This window comes from Methylorubrum subtropicum (genome assembly GCF_038442325.1).
Classification (GTDB): domain Bacteria; phylum Pseudomonadota; class Alphaproteobacteria; order Rhizobiales; family Beijerinckiaceae; genus Methylobacterium; species Methylobacterium subtropicum.
Genome location: NZ_JBBXMW010000006.1, coordinates 207,411 through 226,352, shown reverse-complemented (window position 1 = coordinate 226,352; position 18,942 = coordinate 207,411). Strand labels below are relative to the sequence as shown.

Below are 18,942 nucleotides of genomic sequence, written 5' to 3'. Positions count from 1 at the left end.
GGTGCGGGGGCGCACGCGGGCGGCGTTGATCATTTCTTCCAATCGAGGCCATAACTTCGCCATTGCGGCGGGCCATCCGGCCGGCCCTGGCGCGACCGCACGCGCCGACCCTCTCGGGAACGCGATGCAGGTGGCCGACACCCCTCGGACGGACACGGGCGCCGACGTGCTGACCGCGCGCCGCCGCAAGGCGCATGGCCGCGCGCGCCGCCACAGCGCCCAGGTGCGCACGCTCCGCCGCGTCATCCCCGCCGCCGCCGGCCTCGCCGTGCTGGGGCTCGCCGGCTTCGTGCTGTGGGGGCCGCTCTCCTCGGCGCTGCCGGCGGTCGAGTTCGGGCCGATCTCGGTCTCCGGCACCAAGGTCACGATGGAGAGCCCGCGGCTCTCCGGCTTCCGCAAGGGCGAGCGCGGCTACGAGATCACCGCCACCGCCGCGCAGCAGGACGTGCGCAAGCCCAGCATTATCGAGCTGCAGGCGATGAAGGGCCACGTCGCCACCGACGACAAGGGCGGGCGCGCCTATCTGCAGGCTGAAGGAGGCGTGTTCGATTCGAGCAAGGACTCGCTCAACCTCGAGAACGACATCCGCCTCTGGACCGACAAGGGCGAGGAAATCCGCCTCTCGGTCGCCACCGTCGACTTCAAGGCCGGCAGCGTCCATTCGACCAAGCCCGTCACCGTCACGGTGCCCTCGGGCTCGATCAATGCCGACAGCCTCGACGTGATCGAGAACGGCCGGGTGATCTCCTTCGTCGGCCGGGTCCAGGCGGTGTTCCACGGCGAGGAGGCGCAAAAGGCGTCGGATCGCATCCGCACCTCCGCCGCCGAGGCGTCGGAGACGGCCCGATGAGCCGCCCCGTCACGCGGGCCCTGCTCGCCGCCCTGGCACTCGCGCTCACCGCGCCGGGCGCGGGCGCCGTGGCGCAGGCGCCGAAGGACGGGAAACCCGCCCCGCTCGGCACCGTCGGCGGCGGCAAGGGGCCGATCAAGATCGACGCCGACCGGCTCGACGTGTTCGACAAGGAGAGCAAGGCGGTCTTCGCCGGCAACGTCGTCGCCGTGCAGAGCGACAGCACGATCCGCTGCTCGACGCTGACCGTCCACTACAAACGCGACCGCGACAAGGACCCCGGCAAGGAAGCAGGCAAGGCCGCCGAAGTGGAAGCGGAAAAGCCCAAGGACGCGAATGCGCTGGCCGGCAACGGCATCCGCAAGGTCGAGTGCGCCGGCCCCGTGACGGTCTCGCAGAAGGATCAGGTCGCCACCGGCGACAACGCGGTGTTCGATCAGGAGGCCAAGCGCATCATCCTGACGGGCAACGTCGTGCTCAGCCAGTGCCAGAACGTCACCCGCGGCTCACGCCTCGTCTACGACATGGCCACGGGCCGGGCGAACATGGACCCGGTGGCGGGCGGGCGCGTCTCCGCGATGTTCGTGCCGGGGCAGGGGGGCGACGCCCAAGGGAAATCGGGCACGGCGGGCCCGAAGGGCTGCGCCCAGCCGGCGGTGGCGGGCAAGCCCGGCACGAAGGCCGCGGCGGAAAAGCCCGCCCCGAAGACGCGGGCGCAGGCGAACTGACGTGACGGGCGCCGCGATGCCGGTGGCGGCTCCGCTGCGCGCGGGCGCCGACGCGAAGCCGACCGGGCGGCCCCGCGCGGGCGGCCTGTTCGGCCGCCTCTTCGGCCGCGGCCGGTCCGCGCCGCGCGCCGAGGCCGGCCAGACGGTGGGCGAGGGCGGGCAGGGCGTCCTCTACGTGCAGGGCCTGCGCAAGAGCTACGGCGCCCGCACCGTCGTCCACGAGGCCGGGCTCACCGTCCACAACGGCGAGGCGGTGGGGCTGCTCGGCCCCAACGGCGCGGGCAAGACCACGATCTTCTACATGATCACCGGCCTCGTCCCGGCCGACCGCGGCTTCATCAGCCTCGACGGGATGGAGATCACCCATCTGCCGATGTACCAGCGCGCGCGCCTCGGCATCGGCTATCTGCCCCAGGAAGCCTCGATCTTCCGCGGCCTCACCGTCGAGGACAACATCCGCGCGGTGCTCGAAGTCGCCGAGCCCGACCGCAAGGCGCGCGAGCGCAAGCTCGAATCGCTGCTCGAAGAGTTCGACATCGCGCGGCTTCGCAAGTCGCCCTCGATCGCGCTGTCGGGCGGCGAGCGCCGCCGCTGCGAGATCGCTCGCGCCTTGGCCTCCTCGCCGACCTTCATGCTCCTCGACGAGCCCTTCGCCGGCATCGACCCGATCGCGGTCGGCGACATCCAGGACTTGGTGAAGCACCTCAAGCAGCGCGGCATCGGCGTGCTCATCACCGACCACAACGTCCGCGAGACGCTGGGCCTGATCGACCGCGCCTACATCGCCCATTCCGGCCGCATCCTCACCGAGGGCACGCCCGAGCAGATCGTGGCGAACGAGGATGCGCGGCGGCTGTATCTGGGCGAGGATTTTCGGCTGTAGGAACGTATTTTCTCGCTTCGTCGCTCGCAAAACGGCTCAGAATGCCCGCGCCGTCATTGCGAGGCGGAGCCGAAGCAATCCAGGGCGCGACGCGGCAAGATCGAGCGAGCGGGCGCAACCGGAATGCGGCAACCGGCCGTCTCCATCATGGCCAGCGGCCGGAACGGCACGCTCTACACGGGCGTCACCGCGAACCTCTCCCGCCGCGTCCACGAGCATCGCGAGGGCCTGCTCGCAGGCTTCACCACGCGCTACCGCTGCAAATTCCTCGTCTGGTACGAGATGCACGCGACGATGCTCGATGCCATCGCTCGCGAAAAGCAGATCGAGGCTGGCTCGCGCGACGCGAAGAGGGTGATGATCGAGACGTTCAATCCGGATTGGCGCGATCTCTACGGCGATCTGGCCTGACGCAGCGGATTTCGTGCGCCCTGTTCGGCACCGTGGCGCTCTGGATTGCTTCGGCTCCGCCTCGCAATGACGGCGCGGGAGTTCTGAGGCGATTTCGAAGCGCTGGGCCCCGCTAACCCTCTCTCAACCAGTCCCCGCACTCACGGCTTCGCGCGCAACACTTTATTGGCGCCCGGTGAGCCTCATTGCGTCGGCGTGTCCGTAACGCCCTGTGGCGCCCGTGCCGCGGCGGAGGGTTTTCCCGGGGGCGTGGGCCAATCACGCTTTGACGGGCGCGCGGGGAGGGGCTAGACCTTTCAAATGAAGGAGCAAGAATTGTGCCGAAACCGGCGCGGTCCCGGCAAGGATCGTGATTCGTCAACGCTGCTCGGGGGTTAGGCGTCGCCATGAGTCTGCTGCAACGGTTGGAGATGCGCCAGGGCCAGGCCCTGGTGATGACCCCGCAGCTCCTGCAGGCGATCAAGCTGCTGCAACTCTCGCAGCTCGATCTCGCAGCCTATGTCGATGCCGAGCTGGAGCGCAATCCGCTTCTCGAACGCGCCGAGGGCGAGGCCGCGCCGGAGCGCGAGGCGCCGGAATCCGCCCCTGAGTCCGGCGGCGACTACGACGGCGGCGAGGCGCCCGAGCCGGAATCCTGGCTCGACCACGACATGACGTCGAGCCGCAGCGAGATGGAGAGCGCGCTCGACACCCGCCTCGACAACGTCTTCGCCGACGAGAACCCGGCCCCGCGCGAGCAGGCCGGCGGCGACCAGCTCTCGCTGACGCCCGCGCCCTACGGCAACACCGGCGGCAGCTTCGACGGCGAGGCCCCCGATTTTGAGGCGAGCCTCACCGCCGAGACCAGTTTGCGCGAGCATCTGGTGGCGCAGCTCGACCTCGCCACGTCGTCGCCCTTCGACCGGCTGATCGGCAGCTTCCTGATCGATGCCGTGGACGAGGCGGGGTATCTCCGCGAGTCGATCGACGCCGTGTCCGAGCGGCTCGGCGCCCGGCTCGACGACGTGGCCCGCGTCCTCAAGCTCGTCCAGACCTTCGATCCGCCGGGCGTGGCGGCGCGTGACCTCGCCGAATGCCTCGCGATCCAGCTGCGCGAGCAGGACCGGTTCGATCCGGCGATGGAGGCGCTGGTCTCGCGCCTCGACCTCGTGGCCAAGCGCGACTTTCCCGCCCTGCGCAAGCTCTGCGGCGTCGACGACGAGGATCTCGTCGAGATGCTGGCGGAGATCCGCCGGCTCGACCCGAAGCCCGGCCGAGCCTTCGGCGCCCAGGCCGTCGAGGTGCTGATCCCCGACGTGTTCGTGCGCGCGGCCCCCGACGGCTCGTGGCTGGTGGAGCTGAACGGCGAGGCGCTGCCCCGCGTGCTGGTCAACCAGAGCTACTACGCCCGCGTCTCGAAGGGCGCGGTGGCGGAGGGCGACAAGGCGTTCCTGTCCGAGTGCCTGCAGACGGCGAACTGGCTCACCCGCAGCCTGGAGCAGCGGGCGCGCACCATCCTCAAGGTCGCCACCGAGATCGTGCGCCAGCAGGACGCGTTCTTCCTGCACGGCGTCGCGCATCTGCGCCCGCTCAACCTCAAGACGGTCGCCGAGGCGATCGGCATGCACGAATCGACCGTCTCGCGGGTCACCTCCAACAAGTCGATCGGCACCAGCCGCGGCACGCTGGAGATGAAGTACTTCTTCACCGCCGCGATCCCCGGCGCGGCGGGCGCCGCCGCCCATTCCTCGGAGGCCGTGCGCCACCGCATCAAGCAGCTCGTCGATGCCGAGGCCGCCGACGTGCTCTCCGACGACGCCCTGGTCCAGCGCCTGCGCGACGAGGGCGTCGATATCGCCCGGCGCACCGTGGCGAAGTACCGGGAATCGCTGCGGATTCCCTCCTCGATCGAGCGGCGGCGGGCCAGGATGGCGCACGCCGGGCGGTGACGGGCAGCGAGCCGCAGACGACTCCTTAGATTGGGCGGCAGCGCCGTATCGATGGGCGCGAAGAGCGCCCCGCTTGAGCGGCCTCGGCACCAGCCGAGGCGTCTAGCGGAGCGATAGCCTAAGGCCGCGGACGCGGCCGCCGGCGCCTGAGGCCAAGCGAGAAGTCGGCTTGCCTTTTCGTTGACTTGCCGAGTCCCGCTTTCTAACTCTCGATGCCTCGGGAGGAGATCGGAGACATCGATGGCAGGTTTGCGGGTCACGGGGCATGGCCTCGATCTCGGGACGGCTCTGCGGGGCCGGGTCGAGGACCGGATGGCGGCGACGCTCGCGAAATACCTCGACCCGCACATGAGCAGCACCTGCACGGGCCACGTCACGCTCCGGCGCGACGGCACGGCCTACCGCACGGATTGCGTGCTCCATCTCACCACCGGCCTGACGCTGGAGGCCTCGGGCAACGCGCACGACGCGCATGCGAGCTTCGAGCAGACCGCGGACCGGCTGGAGAAGCGCCTGCGCCGCTACAAGCACAAGCTCAAGGACCACGGCGCCGGCGCGCAGAACGGCGCCGCGGTCGAGGCGGCCTACGCCGTGTTCGCGGCCCCCGATGACGAGGTGGACGACGAGCCCGCCGAGGACGAGACCGAGGCCGGCGAGCACCCACCGGTGGTCGCCGAGAGCACCCGGACGCTGCGCCGCCAGTCTGTCAGCGAGGCGGTGACGGCGCTCGACCTCACCGGCGCCCCCGTCGTCGTCTTCGTTCACGCTGGCACGGGGCGCATCAACGTCGTATATCGGCGCAGCGATGGCGCGATCGGGTGGGTCGATCCTCCGGACGAGCGCGCCTGAGACACGCCCGGTCCGAGGCGTGCTTCCCCGAGGGCCGGGCCGTTCGACCGGCCCCGGCGCCTCGTACACGAGTGCGGGATCGATGGATGGATTCCGCCGACAAGGCGTTGTGTCTTCATGCCGATCCTGGATTTCCTGAGTCAGGACGCCGTCGTCCCGTCGCTGCGCGCGCGGGACAAGAAGCACGCGCTCCAAGAACTCGCCGCCCACTCGGCCCGGCATCTGCCGGACTTGGCCGAGCGCGATATCTTCGAGACGCTGCTCCAGCGCGAGCGTCTCGGCTCCACCGGCATCGGCGACGGCGTGGCGATCCCGCACGGCAAGCTGGCGCGGCTGGGCAAGCTGTTCGGCCTCGTCGCCCGGCTGGAGAAGCCGGTGGATTTCGACGCCCTCGACGGCCAGCCGATCGACGTCGCCTTCCTGCTGCTCGCTCCCGAGGGCGCGGGCGCCGACCATCTCAAGGCGCTGGCCCAGGTCGCCCGCGTGCTGCGCGAGCCCGGCATGCTGGAGCGCATCCGCACCGCCCGCGACGCCACCGCGCTCTACGCGCTGCTCGCCCACGGTCCCACGACCCAGGCCGCCTGACATGACTTCGCCGCTCCTTCCGGGCCTTCATGGCTTCCTTGCCGGCCTCCTCCTGGCTGCGAGCCTCACGCCCGCCCTCGCGCAGGGCGACGCGACCTGCGCCCGCGACGTGCTGGTGGCGAACTCGATGCAGCGCCAAGCCCTCGACCAGCTGGAGAGCGCGGGCGACGACGAGGCGAGCCGCTGTCGCGTCTGGCGCCGCCACGTCGACACCATGCGCCGCATCGCCGGCGTCTACGGCCGCTGCCTGTCGGGGCCGGAACGGGCCGAACGCCTCAGTCAGGTCCAGGGGTCGGAGAAGGAGTTCGGCGGGTTGCTGCGCAGCCGTTGCAAGGGCTTGTGAGCGGCAGCTGGATCGGGGCTGAACGGACCGACTCGGCCTGAGGAATGGTTTCGAACACCACCGCCGTCATTCCGGGGCGCGAAGCGAACCCGGAATCCACGACTGGCCGCGACGGTTCGATTGCGACCGGGCATCCCGCATCACGGGTGGATTGCACGCCTCCGGCGCGCCCCTTCGGGTCCGGGTTCCGCTGCGCGGCCCCGGAATGACGGACCGTGAGTTTCCGACAACGCTCAAGCTCGGCTGGCCCGATACCCAAAATCGTGCATGATCGTTCACCTCGCCGACCGTCCGTGACACCGGACCCCCCATCGGCGCCAGACACGGAAACCCCCGCCCGGTGCCTGCCTTCCCCTTCACCGCCATCGTCGCCCAGGAGGAGATGAAGCGGGCCCTGCTGATCGCCGCGGTCGATCCGACGGTGGGCGGCGTGCTCGTCTTCGGCGACCGCGGCACCGGCAAGTCCACCGCGATCCGGGCGCTCGCAGCCCTGCTGCCGAAGATCCGTGCGGTCGCCGGCTGCCCCTATTCCTGCTCGCCGGATTCCCCGGCCACCGACTGTCCGCATTGTTCGCAAGGCAGGGGAAAGACCCACACGATCCCGGTGCCGGTGGTCGATCTGCCGCTGGGCGCCACCGAGGACCGGGTGGTCGGCGCGCTCGATCTGGAGCGGGCGCTGACGCGGGGCGAGAAGGCGTTCGAGCCGGGGCTGCTGGCGCGGGCCAACCGCGGCTTCCTCTACATCGACGAGGTCAACCTGCTGGAGGACCACCTCGTGGACCTGCTGCTCGACGTGGCGGCGTCCGGCGTCAACACGGTGGAGCGGGAGGGCCTGTCGCTGCGCCATCCGGCCCGCTTCGTCCTCGTCGGCAGCGGCAACCCGGAGGAGGGCGAGCTGCGCCCGCAGCTCCTCGACCGGTTCGGCCTCGCCTGCGAGGTCGGCACGCCGACCGAGATCGCAACCCGGATCGAGGTGGTGCGCCGCCGCGACGCGTTCGAGCGCGACCCCGACGGCTTCTGCGCCGCGCATGCCAAGACCGAGAAGGTCTTGCAGAAGCGCATCGTGTCCGCCCGCGAGCGGCTCGGCACGGTTACAGTGCCGGATGCGGTGCTGGAGGCGGCGGCGAGGCTCTGCCTCGCGCTCGGCACCGACGGCCTGCGCGGCGAACTCACGCTGATGCGCACCGCCCGCGCGCTCGCGGCCCTCGACGGCGCCGAGACGGTCGGCATCGACCATCTGCGGCAGGTGGCGCCGAGCGCGCTGCGCCACCGCCTGCGCCGCAACCCGCTGGACGAGTCCGGCTCGACCGCCAGGGTGGCGCGCGCGATTGCCGAGGTATTGCCCGAGTAACGGGTTCCCAAAGGGATCATCCCTTTGGCGGGGTATGGGGCGGAGCCCCATGATGGCTCCGCCGGCCAGGGCTTCGCCCTGGACCCACGAAAGGACGTCGTCCTTTCGAAACCTGGACTTTCTCAGTCCGCGGCGTCGATGTCCTTGTCGAGGATCAGCTTGGACTCGACCGTGGTGTCGGCCTTGAGGTGGTAGACCAGCGGGATGCCGGTGGCGATCTCCAGGCTGGCGATGGTCTTGGTGGTCATGCCGTCGAGCACCATCACCAGCGCGCGCAGCGAGTTGCCGTGGGCCGCCACCAGCACCCGCTCGCCGCCCATGACGCGCGGCAGGATGTGCTGGATGTAGTAGGGCAGCACGCGGGCGGCGGTGTCCTTCAGGCTCTCGCCGCCGGGGGGCGGCACGTCGTAGGAGCGGCGCCACTCGTGGACCTGGGCGTCGCCCCAGCGCTCGCGGGCGTCGTCCTTGTTGAGGCCCGACAGGTCGCCGTAATCGCGCTCGTTCAGGGCCTCCGAGCGGATGGTCTCCAGGCCGGATTGCCCCATGGATTCAAGGATCAGCGCGCAGGTGTTCTGCGCCCGCTTGAGGTTCGAGGTGAAGGCCACGTCGAACTGCGAGCCCTGCGCCTTGAGCCAGCGCCCGGCGGTGCGGGCCTCCTCGACGCCGAGTTCGGTCAGGTCCGGGTCGCGCCAGCCCGTGAACAGCTTCTTGAGGTTCCAGTCGCTCTGGCCGTGGCGAGCGAGGACGAGCATGCGCTCCATGGGAGATCCATCATCTGGGAAGACCGGGCAGGCCCGTTGCGGCGCTGCTTAGCAGAGCCCATGCCGACGCCCAAGCTCGCGCGGCCTCGCCGAAAAGACGAGCCGCTACGGAAATCCACAGCTGTCATACCAAGTTGCGCGGAGCATGACCGCCGCCCTGCGGTCGCAGGGGCGATCGACGATGAGACGATCATCGCCGATCGGTCGTTGGCCTCACAGCCCCAGCACGTCGTCCATGCCGTAGAGGCCCGGCGGCTTGTCGAAGGCCCATTGCGCGGCCTTGAGGGCGCCGCGGGCGAAGATCGCCCGGTCCTCGGCGTGGTGCGAGAGGGTGATGCGCTCGGAGGGGCCGGCGAAGATCACGCTGTGGTCACCGACGACCGAGCCGCCGCGCAGGGTCGCGAAGCCGATGTCGCCGGGCCGGCGCGCGCCGGTATGGCCGTCGCGGGTCGAGACGCGGGTCTCGGTGAGCGCCACGTTCCGGCCTTCCGCCGCCGCCTCGCCGAGGAGCAGGGCGGTGCCGGACGGCGCATCGACCTTCATGCGATGGTGCATCTCCAGCACCTCGATGTCGAATTCCTCGCCCAAGGTCGCCGCGACCTTGCGTACGAGACCGGCGAGCAGGTTGACGCCGAGCGACATGTTGCCCGAGCGCACGAGGCGGGCGTGGAAGCTCGCCGCCCTCAAGCGCTCCAGATCGTCCTCGGAGAAGCCGGTGGTGCCGATGACGTGGACGATGCGGGCCTGCGCGGCGAGTTCGGCGAAGGCCACGGTCGCGGCGGGCGCGGTGAAGTCGAGCACCCCATCGGCGGCCACGAACAGCGGCAGCGGATCGTCGGTGACGGCCACGCCGAGTTCGCCGATCCCCGCCAGCAGCCCGGCATCACGCCCCAGCACCGAAGACCCCGCCCGCTCGACGGCGCCGTGCAGGGTGCAGCCCTCGGCCTCGGCCACCGCGCGGATCAGCATCCGCCCCATGCGCCCCTCGGCGCCCACGACTACGAGCTTCATTTTTGTGCGCCTGTCCGTTCCGGGCGCGGGGCGCCGGCCCCGTGCTTCTAGAACCGGGCCGGAGGGCGTTGCAATCGGGTTGGCCCTCCACCGTCATTCCGGGGCCGCGAAGCGGAACCCGGACCCGAAGGGGCGCGCCGGAGGCGTGCAATCCACGACTGGGCACGACAGTGCGTAGGGCCGCGCATCACGGGTGGATTCCGGGTTCGCTTCGCGCCCCGGAATGACGGGGGTGGTTCAACCGCGATGCGCGGCGGCGATCAGCGGCCCGAGCACGTCGGCGATGCCGTTCACGGTGATCTGCGTGCCGACGCAGAGCAGCAGGAAGGCCGAGAGGCGGCCGAGCACGCGGGCCCGCACCGGGCCGATCAGGGTGACGACGCGGTCGGCGGAGCCGTAGGCGAGGCGCACCATCCCGGCGATGGCGAGCGCCGCGAGCGAGGCGCCGACATAGAAGCCGATCCGGTCCGGCCCCTCCGCCGGGCGGTTGGCGCCGAGCGCGATCGCCACCGCGATGGTGCCGGGCCCGGTGGTGAAGGGCAGGGTGAGCGGGAAGAACGCCACCTCGGCCAGCCCCTCGCCGCGCACGCTCTCGCCCGATTCCGGGTCGGCCTCTGCCTGCTTGCGGGCCTCGCGCGCCTCGGGGGCCGAGAGCAGCGTCCAGGCCGAGGCCGCGACCACGAGACCGCCGGCGATGCGGAGCGCCGCCAACGAGACGCCGAAGAAGTTGAGGATCGGCGCGCCGGCCCAGAGCGCGGCCAGCATGATGAGGGCGGCGTAGAAGCCGATGCGGCGCGACAGCTCCATGCGGTCGGCGTGCGAGCGCTCGGCGGTGACCTGCGCGAAGATCAGCGCCGAGCCGACCGGGTTCACGATCGAAAAAAGGCCCGACAGCGCGAGCAGGAAGCTGGTGAGGGCGGACTCGAAGCCCGTGAAGGGGATCATGCGCGGGCCTTACACCAATCGACGATGATCATCATCGTCGATTGCCCACGCGACTGCGGGGCGGCGGTCGTCCGCCGGACGCGCGACACAGGACCAGCGGTCCTGCGTCGCGCAACTCGATATCAACCCGGCTGCCCCGCCGGGACCAGAACCCGCGCCGGAACGCGGGTCTCGAGGCGACGTACCTGCCGCACGGTGACCGGCCGGTAGAGTTGCTTCGTCGCGTCCACCACGTGCAGCCCGGCGAAGGGGAGGGCGAGCCCCGTGCCGAGCCGCTCCCAGGCGCCCGCGGTGCCGAGCCAGAAGCGGCTACGGATCGGCGGCATGTAGAGCGTCTCGGCCCAGCCCTCCGGCGAGAACAGGGTCTGGCGCATCAGCCGGCCGAGCTGCGAGCGGCTATAGGGCTGGCCGTGGCCGAACGGGGTCGCGTCGCGCCGCGCCCAGACGCCGGTGCGGTTGGGGACGACGAGGATCAGCCGCCCCCCTGGCGTCAGCACGCGCCAAACTTCCGCCAGCAACTCGCTCGGGCTCTCGACCGCTTCCAGCGCGTGGACGAGGATGACGCGGTCAACCGCGGCCTCGGGGAGCGGCAGCATGGTCGGGTCGGCGAGCGCCGTCACCGAGCGCCCGCTGGAGGGCCAGTTCACCACCCCTTGCGTCGCCGGCATGAAGGCGAGCGTCCGTTCGGCGATGACGTGGACCGGCCCGAGATAGGGCGTGACGTAGCCGAGCCCGAGCACCCGCAGGCCGGAGACCGAGCCGAGGAAGCCGTGAATCGAGCGGGCGACGACGCGGTGCGTCACGGCGCCGAGCGGGCTGGCGTAGAAGGCGCGCAGATCCGTGACGTCGAGGCGCATCGGGTGGGGTGCCGGCACGGCCGATCCTTCGCGGGACTCGTGAGAGGCGCGCCTCTCGTCCGGCATCAATGGGGATCGCGGCGGCGTCCGGCAAGCGGGGCGCGGCCAAGGATGTGGACGGCGCGCTCCGGTGCCGACAGAAGACGGCCAAGGGAACCGGCCGCCATCCGAACCTGTTCCCCGGCCACGTCCGGCCGAGCTTGTTCCGGACCACACGACGCGACGGGAGTTCTCCGATGCCGAACGCCGCCCCCGAGATCCGGGCCTTCCTGTGCCGGAGCGACAATATCGGCGTGCTGATCCGCGATCCAGAGACCGGCGCCTGCGCCGCCATCGACGTGCCGGAGGCCGCCCCCGTGTTGGCCGCGCTCGACGCCGAGGGCTGGCGGCTCACCGACATCCTCGTCACCCACCGCCACGCCGACCACATCGAGGGCATCAGTGAGGTGGTGGAGCGCACCGGCGCCCGCGTCACCGCGCCGGTCAAGGCGGGCTCGGCCGTGCCGGGCGCCGCCCGCTACGTCGGCGAGGGCGACCGCGTCTCGGTCGGCGGCCTGGAGGCCGTGGTGTGGGAGACGCCGGGCCACTGCGCCGACCACATCACCTATCATTTCGCGGATGCCCACGTGGTGTTCTCCGGCGACACGCTGTTCACGCTGGGCTGCGGCCGGGTGATGGAGGCCGACCCGACCGTGCTGTGGCGTTCGCTCGAACGCTTCCTGCCGCTGCCCGACGATACGGCGGTCTACAGCGGGCACGATTACGTGCTCTCGAATGCCCGCTTCGCGCTCGCCGCCGACCCCGACAACGCCGCCCTCAAGGCCCGCGCGGCGGAGGCCGAGCGGCTGTCCGAGGCGGGCGGCTTCCTGGTCCCCTCGACCATCGGCGACGAGCGGGCGACGAACCCGTTCCTGCGGGCCGGCGAACCGGCGCTGGCGCGTTCCGTCGATCTTCCCGAGGGCACCGATCCGGCGGCGGTGTTCACCGCACTCAGGGCCTGGAAGAACCGGTTCTGAACCGCCGCGGGCCCAGCGGATTTGACCCGACCTGTGCTCTGCCGGTCCTTGCCTTCGCCGCCGCCCCGTGGGAATCGGGGCGGGCGGTCCCGCATTGCAACACGGCGGCAACACGTCGGCGCGATTAGAGGCCGCTCGTCCGCGTAGCCTTGCCGAAAGGCCGGTTCCCTTGCCCACCCTGTTCCGCTTCCTCGCCACGATCGCGATCCTCGCGGGGCTGGTCTTCGCCGGGATGTTCGCGCTCGCGACCTTCGTCCAGCCGACCCCGCGCGAGATCATCGTGAACATCCCGAACACGAAGCTGCAGCCGGGCAACCGATGAGTGCGGCCCCGCCGCCGGACGCGGCGCGGGCGGATCTTTCACGGCAGGATCTGGCGCGGGACTACCTCGACATGCTCGCCGCCGAACGGGGAGCGGCCGCCAACACGCTCGCGGCCTACCGGCGCGACCTCGACGATTACCTCAGTTATCTGAGCCAGCAGGGGCTGGAGCCCATCGAGGTCGAGGCCGAGGATGTCCGCGCCTACATCGCCGAGTTGGAGCCGAGGGGACTGAAGGCCTCGTCGGCGGCCCGCCGCCTGTCCTGCATCCGCGGCTTCCACCGCTTCCTCTACGCCGAGGGCTTCGCCGAGGGCGACCCGACCGCGCCGGTCGCCTCGCCGCGCCGGGCCAAGGGCCTGCCCAAGATCCTGTCGGTGGCGGAGGTCGATCGCCTGCTGGCTGTCGCCCGCGAGCGGGCCGAGGCGAATCCCGAGAACCGGGCCGAGGCGCGCGCCGCGACGCGGATGCTGTGCCTGCTCGAACTGCTCTACGCCACGGGCCTGCGCGTCTCCGAGCTGATCGCCCTGCCGCGCTCGGCCGCCGCGAGCCGCGAGCGCTATCTCGTGGTCAAGGGCAAGGGCGGGCGCGAGCGGCTGGTGCCGCTGACCGACCTCGCCCGCGCCGCGATGGCGACCCACGCGGCGCTCCTGCCCCCGGACGGCCCCTGGCTGTTTCCCGCCGACAGCGAGAGCGGCCACATCGCCCGCCAGGTCTTCGCCCGCGACCTGAAGACGGTGGCGGCGGCGGCGGGCCTGCGCACCGACCGGGTCAGCCCGCACGTGCTGCGCCACGCCTTCGCCAGCCACCTGCTCCAGAACGGCGCCGACCTGCGCATCGTGCAGGAACTGCTCGGCCATGCCGACATCGCCACGACGCAGATCTACACCCACGTCCTCGACGAGCGGCTGAAGGGCATGGTGCGCGACTTGCACCCGCTCAACGATGCGCCGGAGGACGACACCACAATCCAGCCGAGTAGAGCGTGTTAAAAATCGCGAGGATGTGGACTGGATAAGAAACCTGCGGAACTGATAGGGTAACCAGGGGTCGAAGCGGCCCGCGCCGCCTCCGCCGCACCGATCAAGGGCAACGATGCGCCTCGATGTGCCGACCCTTTTTCTGATGACGGTCGCCGTCACCTTCGTGGTGGGCGTGCTGTACCTGCTGTCGTGGAGCCAGACCCGGCGCGAGCGGGCGCTCGCGATCTGGGGCTTCGCGCACATCGCCGGCAGCGGCGCGTCCTGCATGCTGGGCCTGCGCGGCGTGATTCCCGATCCAGTCTCGATCGGTATCGGCAACGCCGTGATCATCGCCGCCTACGGCCTGATCTGGAGCGGCGTGCGCGCCTTCGAGGGCCGCCGTCCGCTGCTCGGCTGGGCCCTGGCCGGATCCGCCCTCTGGATCGCGGCCTGCTTCGTGCCGGCGCTCTACGCCTCCATGCCGGCCCGCGTCATCCTCGCCTCCACGCTCGCGGGCATCTACTGCGCGCTGGGGGCCTGGACGATCTGGGGCGGCCGCGCCGAGCCGCTGATCTCGCGCTATCCGGCCCTCGTGCTGCTGGGGACCTATGCCGCGATCTACTGGGTCCGCATCCCGCTCGCGCTCGCCTTCCCGCCGCCGTCCGTCTCGGCCTTCCCCGATTCGCCCTGGCTCGCCATCCTGTGCTTCGTCGGCACGCTCTACTCGGTCGCCATCGCCTTCGTGTTGATGGCGCTGACCAAGGAGCGGGCGGAGCGCGAGCAGCGGCAGGCCGCCGAGACCGACGCGCTCACCGGCATCGCCAACCGCCGCGCCTTCGTGACCCGCGCCAAGGCCTGCCTCGCGGCCCGGCCCGCCGCGCTGCTCCTGCTCGACCTCGACCACTTCAAGGCGATCAACGACCGCTACGGCCACAGCGTCGGCGACGCGGTGCTCACCGCCTTCTGCCACGCCGCCGCGCCGATGCTGCCGCGCAACGCCGTGTTCGGGCGCCTCGGCGGCGAGGAATTCGCCTGCCTGCTGCCGGAGACCGGCCCGGTGCTCGCCGCCCGCTTCGCCGAGAGCGTGCGCGATTCCGTCGGCCGCATCGCGCATCCCGACTATCCCGACCTGCGCGTCGGCGTCAGCGTCGGCATCGCCGTGGGTGAGGCCGGCAGCGACCTCGACGACCTGCTGCGCCGTGCCGACGGGGCCCTCTACGGCGCCAAGCACAACGGCCGCGATCAGGTGAAGGTCGAGGCGACGCCCGCCCGCAAGGCGGTGCTGGCGGCCTGAGGCGACCGGCAACATCGAAAAAATCGCCGCGCTTCTTCACGGCATCCTGATGACGACGCCACCGACCCGCATGGCCGAGCCGTAAAGCCGTGCTTATGATCGCCCCCGCAAACGGGAGGGGACGGGGATGCGGGGGATGATGGCGAGGTGGGCCCGCCGCGCGGCGGCGGCCTGGCTCTGTCTCGGCGCGGCGCACGCCCAGCCGATCCCTGCCCGAGCTGCCACCCCCATCGAGGCGCCGTCGACCGAGGCCCGGATCGAGGCCCTGCTCGCCCGGATGACCCTGGAGGAGAAGGCCGGCCAGCTCAACCTGATCTCGAACGAGCCGCTGAACGATCCCGGCGCGATCCGCCGCGGCGAGGTCGGGGCGGTGATCAACTTCAGCAATGCGTGGCTGGCCGCCGAGGCCGACGGCGCCGCCCGCGCCTCGCGGCTCGGCATCCCGCTCTTGGTCGGGCTCGACGTCGTCCACGGCTACCGCACGATCTTCCCGCTGCCGCTGGCTCTCGCCGCGAGCTTCGATCCGGGTCTCGTGCGCCGCTCCGCCGCCGCCATGGCGCGGGAATCGGCTGCGGCCGGCATCAACTGGACCTTCGCCCCGATGGCCGACGTGGCGCGCGACCTGCGCTGGGGCCGCGTGGTCGAGGGCCTCGGCGAGGACCCGTGGCTGACCGGGCGGCTCACCGCCGCGCAGGTCGAGGGGTTTCGCGACGGCGGGCTCGCCAGCACGCTCAAGCACTTCGCGGGCTACGGCGCCGTGCTCGGCGGGCGCGACTACGACGCGACCTATGTGGCCCCGACCGAACTGCACGACCTCCACTTGCCGCCGTTCCGCGCCGGCATCCGGGCGGGCGCGGATTCGGTGATGACCGCGCTCACCGCTCTCAACGGCGTGCCGACGACGGCGGACGCCGGGCTGATGACCGGCATCCTGCGCCGCCAGCTCGGGTTTACCGGCCTCGTCGTCGCCGACTGGCAGGCGATTGCGAGCCTCGTGAAGCACGGCGTCGCCCGCGACGGGGCGGAGGCCACCCGCAAGGCGATGCTTGCCGGCGTCGACATGGACATGACGAGCGGGCTCTACCTCCGCCATCTGCCGGACGAGGTGCGGGCCGGGCGCATCCCGGAGGCCGCGGTCGATGCGGCGGTGCGGCGGGTGCTGCGGCTGAAGTTCGGGCTCGGCCTGTTCGAACGCCCGCTGATCGACGCGATCGGAGCAGAGAGCCGCCTGCTCCTGCCCGAGACGCGGCGGATCGCCCGCGAGGCGGCGCGTGCCAGCCTCGTCCTGCTCCAGAACCGCGAGGACGTGCTGCCGATCGACCCCAGGCGCGTGCGCCGCATCGCGCTCGTCGGCCCCTTCGCCGACGCCGCCTGGGATCAGGTCGGCCCGCACGAGGGCAACGGCCAGCCGCAGGACGCGGTCACGATCCTCACGGGCTTGCGCGAGCGCGCCGCGGCCTCGGGCGTCGAAGTGACGTTTTCAGAGGGCTGCCCGCGGGTCTGCACGGAGCGGACGGGCTTTGCCGCCGCGGTCGAGGCGGCGCGCGGGGCCGATCTCGTCGTCGCCGTGATGGGCGAGCCGCGCGACCGCTCGGGCGAGGGGTCTTCGACCGCCTATCTGAACTGGCCGGGGCTGCAGCACGATCTGCTCGCGGCTTTGGCCGACACCGGCAAGCCGGTGGCCCTCGTGGTGTTCGGCGGGCGCCCGACCGAACTCGGCAGCGCCCCCGAGCGGGCGCACGCGATGCTGATGGCCTGGATTCCCGGCACCGAGGGCGGCCCCGCCATCGCCGAAACCCTGTTCGGCGACGTCAGCCCCTCGGGAAAACTGCCGGTGTCGTGGCCGCGCACGGTCGGGCAGATGCCGCTGACCTACGACGCGCTGCCGGGCGGGCGCCCGCACATCCCGAACAGCCGCTGGACCATGGGCTACGCCGACGAATCGCCGCTGCCGCTGTTCCCATTCGGCCACGGCCTGTCCTACACGCGCTTCGCCTACGGCGAGCCGGAGGTGCTGACGCCGAAAGTGGGCGTCGGCGACCGCTATGAAGCGGTGCTGGAGGTACGCGCGCCCGTCACCAATATCGGCCCGCGGCCGGGGCGGGCGATAGCGCAGCTCTATCTCGGCCAGCCGGTGGCGACCCGCAGCCGCCCCAAGCGCCTCCTGAAGGGCGCGGTGACCCTCGACCTCGCCTCGGGCGAGACCGGCACCGCCCATTTCCGCATCCCGGCGCGGGAGCTGGGCTATCACGAGCCCGACGGCACGCTGATGGTCGAGCCGGGCGAGTACCGCGTCGGCGTCGGCGGCGATTCTACGGGCACGCGGATGGTGAGCTTCACCGTCGAGACCGGCTGGCGCGGCCCGCCGGGCGGGGATCAGGCGCAGCGGTAGGGCCGACCTCCAGGGATAAGGTGCGGGTTCCCTCCCCCTTGCGGGGAGGGATCAAGGGTAGGAGTGGTTCAGGATGAGGCGGAAGCGGTGCCTCCTGCCCGACCCCCACCTCCTACCTCCTCCCCCACCCAGATCGGGCCTGCCCGATCTGGGCAAGCACTGTGCCGATCTCGGGCAGGCCCGAGATCGGTGGGGAGGAGAACGCTCGATCCTGAAAACTTACCCGAACGTCTTCCTCGGATCGAACGCGTCGCGCACGGCCTCACCGGCGAACACCAGCAGGCTCAGCATCGCCGCCACCACGAAGAAGCCCGTCAGCCCGAGCCACGGCGCGTTGATGTTGTCCTTGCCCTGCGCCAGCAGCTCGCCCAGCGACGGCGAGCCGGGGGGCAGGCCGAAGCCGAGGAAGTCGAGCGAGGTCAGGGTGGTGATCGAGCCGTTGAGGATGAACGGCAGGAAGGTCAGCGTCGCCACCATGGCGTTGGGCAGGAGATGGCGCGTCATGATGCGGATGTTGGAGAGCCCGAGCGCGCGGGCCGCCCGCACGTATTCGAAGTTGCGCGCACGCAGGAATTCGGCACGCACGACGCCGACCAACGCCGTCCAGGCGAACAGCGTCAGGATCGCGAGCAATGTGAAAAAACTCGGCACGAGGAAGGCCGACATGATGATGATGAGGTAGAGCGTCGGGATCGCCGACCAGATCTCGATCACGCGCTGGAAGATCAGGTCGGTCCAGCCGCCGAAATAACCCTGCACCGCGCCCGCGATCACGCCGATCACCGAGGACAGGCCGGCGAGGACGAGGCCGAACAGGACCGAGATGCGGAAGCCGTAGATCACGCGGGCGAGCACGTCGCGCGACGCGTTGTCGGTGCCGAGCCAATGCTGTTCGATGTCGCGGCAGCCCAGCGCCCGCCCCTCGGCCTTGGCGCCGGCCCGCTCGGCGACGGGGCGGCACTGCTCGTCCGACAGCATCCACGTCGGCGGGGAGGGCGACGGCGTCGGCAGGTCGCTCATGAAGGTGTTGTAGGAATACGGGATCGGCGGCCACAGCGCCCAGCCGTTCGACTCGATTTCCCGGCGCGTCTCGGGCGCGCGGTAATCGGTCTGGGCCAGGAAACCGCCGAACTTCTCGTCCGGGTAATCGACGAGGACGGGAAACAGCCACTCGCCCTTGTACTGCACCACGAGCGGGCGGTCGTTGGCGATGAACTCGGCGAACAGGCTCGTCACGAACAGCAGCGCGAACAGCACGGCCGACCAATAGCCGCGGCGGTTGGCGCGGAAGTTGGCGAGCCGCCGCCGGTTCAGCGGCGACAGGCCGCGGCGCGACGCGGTCGGAAGCGGCTGCATCTGCGGCGCGTTGCCCGGCGCGGTGACGGGCACCGCATCGGGCTCGGGTCGCAGGACTTCGTTCATCGGCTCAACCCTCACTGAGAGGGCGGCCGGTGCCA

The 18,942-nt window shown here is 71.1% G+C and carries 19 protein-coding genes; 14 read left to right on the top strand and 5 right to left on the bottom strand.

Annotated features, from left to right (window positions below; all coding sequences use genetic code 11):
* Window positions 1-124: 124 nt before the first annotated feature.
* From lptC to bchI, 9 genes are all read left to right on the top strand, one after another.
* Window positions 125-850: an LPS export ABC transporter periplasmic protein LptC gene (lptC, locus tag AAHG03_RS11190; RefSeq protein ID WP_342150734.1), complete on the top strand. Its 726-nt coding sequence runs from the start codon at window positions 125-127 to the stop codon at window positions 848-850.
* A complete protein-coding gene (locus AAHG03_RS11185; RefSeq protein ID WP_342150733.1) occupies window positions 847-1,578 on the top strand; it encodes an LptA/OstA family protein in 732 nt (243 codons plus the stop codon). The genes lptC and AAHG03_RS11185 overlap by 4 nt, the downstream gene beginning before the upstream one ends.
* Window positions 1,579-1,594: 16 nt before the next feature.
* Window positions 1,595-2,461: an LPS export ABC transporter ATP-binding protein gene (lptB, locus tag AAHG03_RS11180; protein ID WP_342150787.1), complete on the top strand. Its 867-nt coding sequence runs from the start codon at window positions 1,595-1,597 to the stop codon at window positions 2,459-2,461.
* A 123-nt stretch (window positions 2,462-2,584) separates the two neighbouring features.
* Window positions 2,585-2,872, top strand: a complete 288-nt coding sequence (locus tag AAHG03_RS11175; protein WP_342150732.1) for a GIY-YIG nuclease family protein — start codon at window positions 2,585-2,587, stop codon at window positions 2,870-2,872.
* A 386-nt stretch (window positions 2,873-3,258) separates the two neighbouring features.
* Window positions 3,259-4,800, top strand: coding sequence for an RNA polymerase factor sigma-54 (rpoN, locus tag AAHG03_RS11170; RefSeq protein WP_342150731.1), 1,542 nt, complete (start codon window positions 3,259-3,261; stop codon window positions 4,798-4,800).
* A 240-nt stretch (window positions 4,801-5,040) separates the two neighbouring features.
* Complete coding sequence (gene hpf, locus AAHG03_RS11165) at window positions 5,041-5,649, top strand: ribosome hibernation-promoting factor, HPF/YfiA family (RefSeq protein WP_342150730.1); 609 nt, start codon at window positions 5,041-5,043, stop codon at window positions 5,647-5,649.
* A gap of 117 nt (window positions 5,650-5,766) precedes the next feature.
* Window positions 5,767-6,234, top strand: coding sequence for a PTS IIA-like nitrogen regulatory protein PtsN (ptsN, locus tag AAHG03_RS11160; RefSeq protein ID WP_342150729.1), 468 nt, complete (start codon window positions 5,767-5,769; stop codon window positions 6,232-6,234).
* Between the two features lies 1 nt (window position 6,235).
* Entirely contained in the window at window positions 6,236-6,577 is a 342-nt protein-coding gene (locus AAHG03_RS11155) for a hypothetical protein (RefSeq protein WP_342150728.1), read from the top strand.
* 340 nt (window positions 6,578-6,917) lie between these two features.
* Window positions 6,918-7,928 carry a magnesium chelatase ATPase subunit I gene (gene bchI / locus AAHG03_RS11150; RefSeq protein ID WP_342150727.1) on the top strand — a complete coding sequence of 337 codons (1,011 nt, stop codon included), beginning with the start codon at window positions 6,918-6,920 and terminating at the stop codon, window positions 7,926-7,928.
* Window positions 7,929-8,050: 122 nt separating this feature from the next.
* Here the strand turns inward: bchI and AAHG03_RS11145 are convergent, their stop codons facing one another.
* The 4 genes from AAHG03_RS11145 to AAHG03_RS11130 all read right to left on the bottom strand — a co-directional run bounded on the left by AAHG03_RS11145 (window position 8,051) and on the right by AAHG03_RS11130 (window position 11,502).
* Complete coding sequence (locus AAHG03_RS11145) at window positions 8,051-8,689, bottom strand: 2,3-bisphosphoglycerate-dependent phosphoglycerate mutase (protein ID WP_342150726.1); 639 nt, start codon at window positions 8,687-8,689, stop codon at window positions 8,051-8,053.
* A gap of 213 nt (window positions 8,690-8,902) precedes the next feature.
* On the bottom strand, window positions 8,903-9,700 hold the full coding sequence (dapB, locus tag AAHG03_RS11140; RefSeq protein WP_342150725.1) for a 4-hydroxy-tetrahydrodipicolinate reductase: 798 nt from the start codon (window positions 9,698-9,700) through the stop codon (window positions 8,903-8,905).
* A 237-nt stretch (window positions 9,701-9,937) separates the two neighbouring features.
* Window positions 9,938-10,645 (bottom strand): MarC family protein, encoded by a 708-nt coding sequence (locus tag AAHG03_RS11135; RefSeq protein WP_342150724.1) that lies wholly within the window; start codon window positions 10,643-10,645, stop codon window positions 9,938-9,940.
* Between the two features lie 122 nt (window positions 10,646-10,767).
* Window positions 10,768-11,502 carry a class I SAM-dependent methyltransferase gene (locus tag AAHG03_RS11130; protein WP_342150786.1) on the bottom strand — a complete coding sequence of 245 codons (735 nt, stop codon included), beginning with the start codon at window positions 11,500-11,502 and terminating at the stop codon, window positions 10,768-10,770.
* Between the two features lie 236 nt (window positions 11,503-11,738).
* Between AAHG03_RS11130 and gloB the strand changes: the two genes are divergently transcribed.
* The 5 genes from gloB to AAHG03_RS11105 all read left to right on the top strand — a co-directional run bounded on the left by gloB (window position 11,739) and on the right by AAHG03_RS11105 (window position 17,485).
* A complete protein-coding gene (gene gloB, locus AAHG03_RS11125) occupies window positions 11,739-12,518 on the top strand; it encodes a hydroxyacylglutathione hydrolase (protein ID WP_342150723.1) in 780 nt (259 codons plus the stop codon).
* 169 nt (window positions 12,519-12,687) lie between these two features.
* Window positions 12,688-12,840 carry a histidine kinase gene (locus AAHG03_RS11120; protein ID WP_342150721.1) on the top strand — a complete coding sequence of 51 codons (153 nt, stop codon included), beginning with the start codon at window positions 12,688-12,690 and terminating at the stop codon, window positions 12,838-12,840.
* Entirely contained in the window at window positions 12,837-13,829 is a 993-nt protein-coding gene (locus tag AAHG03_RS11115; protein ID WP_342150720.1) for a site-specific tyrosine recombinase XerD, read from the top strand. The genes AAHG03_RS11120 and AAHG03_RS11115 overlap by 4 nt, the downstream gene beginning before the upstream one ends.
* A 103-nt stretch (window positions 13,830-13,932) precedes the next feature.
* The gene (locus AAHG03_RS11110) at window positions 13,933-15,093 is read left to right on the top strand and encodes a GGDEF domain-containing protein (RefSeq protein ID WP_342150719.1); all 1,161 of its coding nucleotides are present in this window, start codon (window positions 13,933-13,935) and stop codon (window positions 15,091-15,093) included.
* Between the two features lie 136 nt (window positions 15,094-15,229).
* Window positions 15,230-17,485, top strand: a complete 2,256-nt coding sequence (locus tag AAHG03_RS11105) for a glycoside hydrolase family 3 N-terminal domain-containing protein (protein ID WP_342150718.1) — start codon at window positions 15,230-15,232, stop codon at window positions 17,483-17,485.
* Between the two features lie 219 nt (window positions 17,486-17,704).
* Here AAHG03_RS11105 and AAHG03_RS11100 read toward each other — a convergent pair whose 3' ends face one another.
* Complete coding sequence (locus AAHG03_RS11100) at window positions 17,705-18,907, bottom strand: ABC transporter permease (RefSeq protein WP_342150717.1); 1,203 nt, start codon at window positions 18,905-18,907, stop codon at window positions 17,705-17,707.
* Between the last annotated feature and the right edge of the window lie 35 nt (window positions 18,908-18,942).

Excerpts from the sequence above, each read along its gene's own strand:
- AAHG03_RS11105 (WP_342150718.1), top strand. The coding sequence starts at position 15,230 with ATGATGGCGAGGTGGGCCCGCCGCGCGGCGGCGGCCTGGCTCTGTCTC.
- AAHG03_RS11115 (WP_342150720.1), top strand. The coding sequence starts at position 12,837 with ATGAGTGCGGCCCCGCCGCCGGACGCGGCGCGGGCGGATCTTTCACGG.
- AAHG03_RS11185 (WP_342150733.1), top strand. The coding sequence starts at position 847 with ATGAGCCGCCCCGTCACGCGGGCCCTGCTCGCCGCCCTGGCACTCGCG.
- dapB (WP_342150725.1), bottom strand. The coding sequence starts at position 9,700 with ATGAAGCTCGTAGTCGTGGGCGCCGAGGGGCGCATGGGGCGGATGCTG.
- AAHG03_RS11135 (WP_342150724.1), bottom strand. The coding sequence starts at position 10,645 with ATGATCCCCTTCACGGGCTTCGAGTCCGCCCTCACCAGCTTCCTGCTC.
- ptsN (WP_342150729.1), top strand. The coding sequence starts at position 5,767 with ATGCCGATCCTGGATTTCCTGAGTCAGGACGCCGTCGTCCCGTCGCTG.
- lptC (WP_342150734.1), top strand. The coding sequence starts at position 125 with ATGCAGGTGGCCGACACCCCTCGGACGGACACGGGCGCCGACGTGCTG.
- hpf (WP_342150730.1), top strand. The coding sequence starts at position 5,041 with ATGGCAGGTTTGCGGGTCACGGGGCATGGCCTCGATCTCGGGACGGCT.
- AAHG03_RS11130 (WP_342150786.1), bottom strand. The coding sequence starts at position 11,502 with ATGCGCCTCGACGTCACGGATCTGCGCGCCTTCTACGCCAGCCCGCTC.
- AAHG03_RS11145 (WP_342150726.1), bottom strand. The coding sequence starts at position 8,689 with ATGGAGCGCATGCTCGTCCTCGCTCGCCACGGCCAGAGCGACTGGAAC.
- lptB (WP_342150787.1), top strand. The coding sequence starts at position 1,595 with ATGCCGGTGGCGGCTCCGCTGCGCGCGGGCGCCGACGCGAAGCCGACC.
- gloB (WP_342150723.1), top strand. The coding sequence starts at position 11,739 with ATGCCGAACGCCGCCCCCGAGATCCGGGCCTTCCTGTGCCGGAGCGAC.
- rpoN (WP_342150731.1), top strand. The coding sequence starts at position 3,259 with ATGAGTCTGCTGCAACGGTTGGAGATGCGCCAGGGCCAGGCCCTGGTG.
- AAHG03_RS11155 (WP_342150728.1), top strand. The coding sequence starts at position 6,236 with ATGACTTCGCCGCTCCTTCCGGGCCTTCATGGCTTCCTTGCCGGCCTC.
- AAHG03_RS11175 (WP_342150732.1), top strand. The coding sequence starts at position 2,585 with ATGCGGCAACCGGCCGTCTCCATCATGGCCAGCGGCCGGAACGGCACG.
- AAHG03_RS11110 (WP_342150719.1), top strand. The coding sequence starts at position 13,933 with ATGCGCCTCGATGTGCCGACCCTTTTTCTGATGACGGTCGCCGTCACC.
- AAHG03_RS11100 (WP_342150717.1), bottom strand. The coding sequence starts at position 18,907 with ATGAACGAAGTCCTGCGACCCGAGCCCGATGCGGTGCCCGTCACCGCG.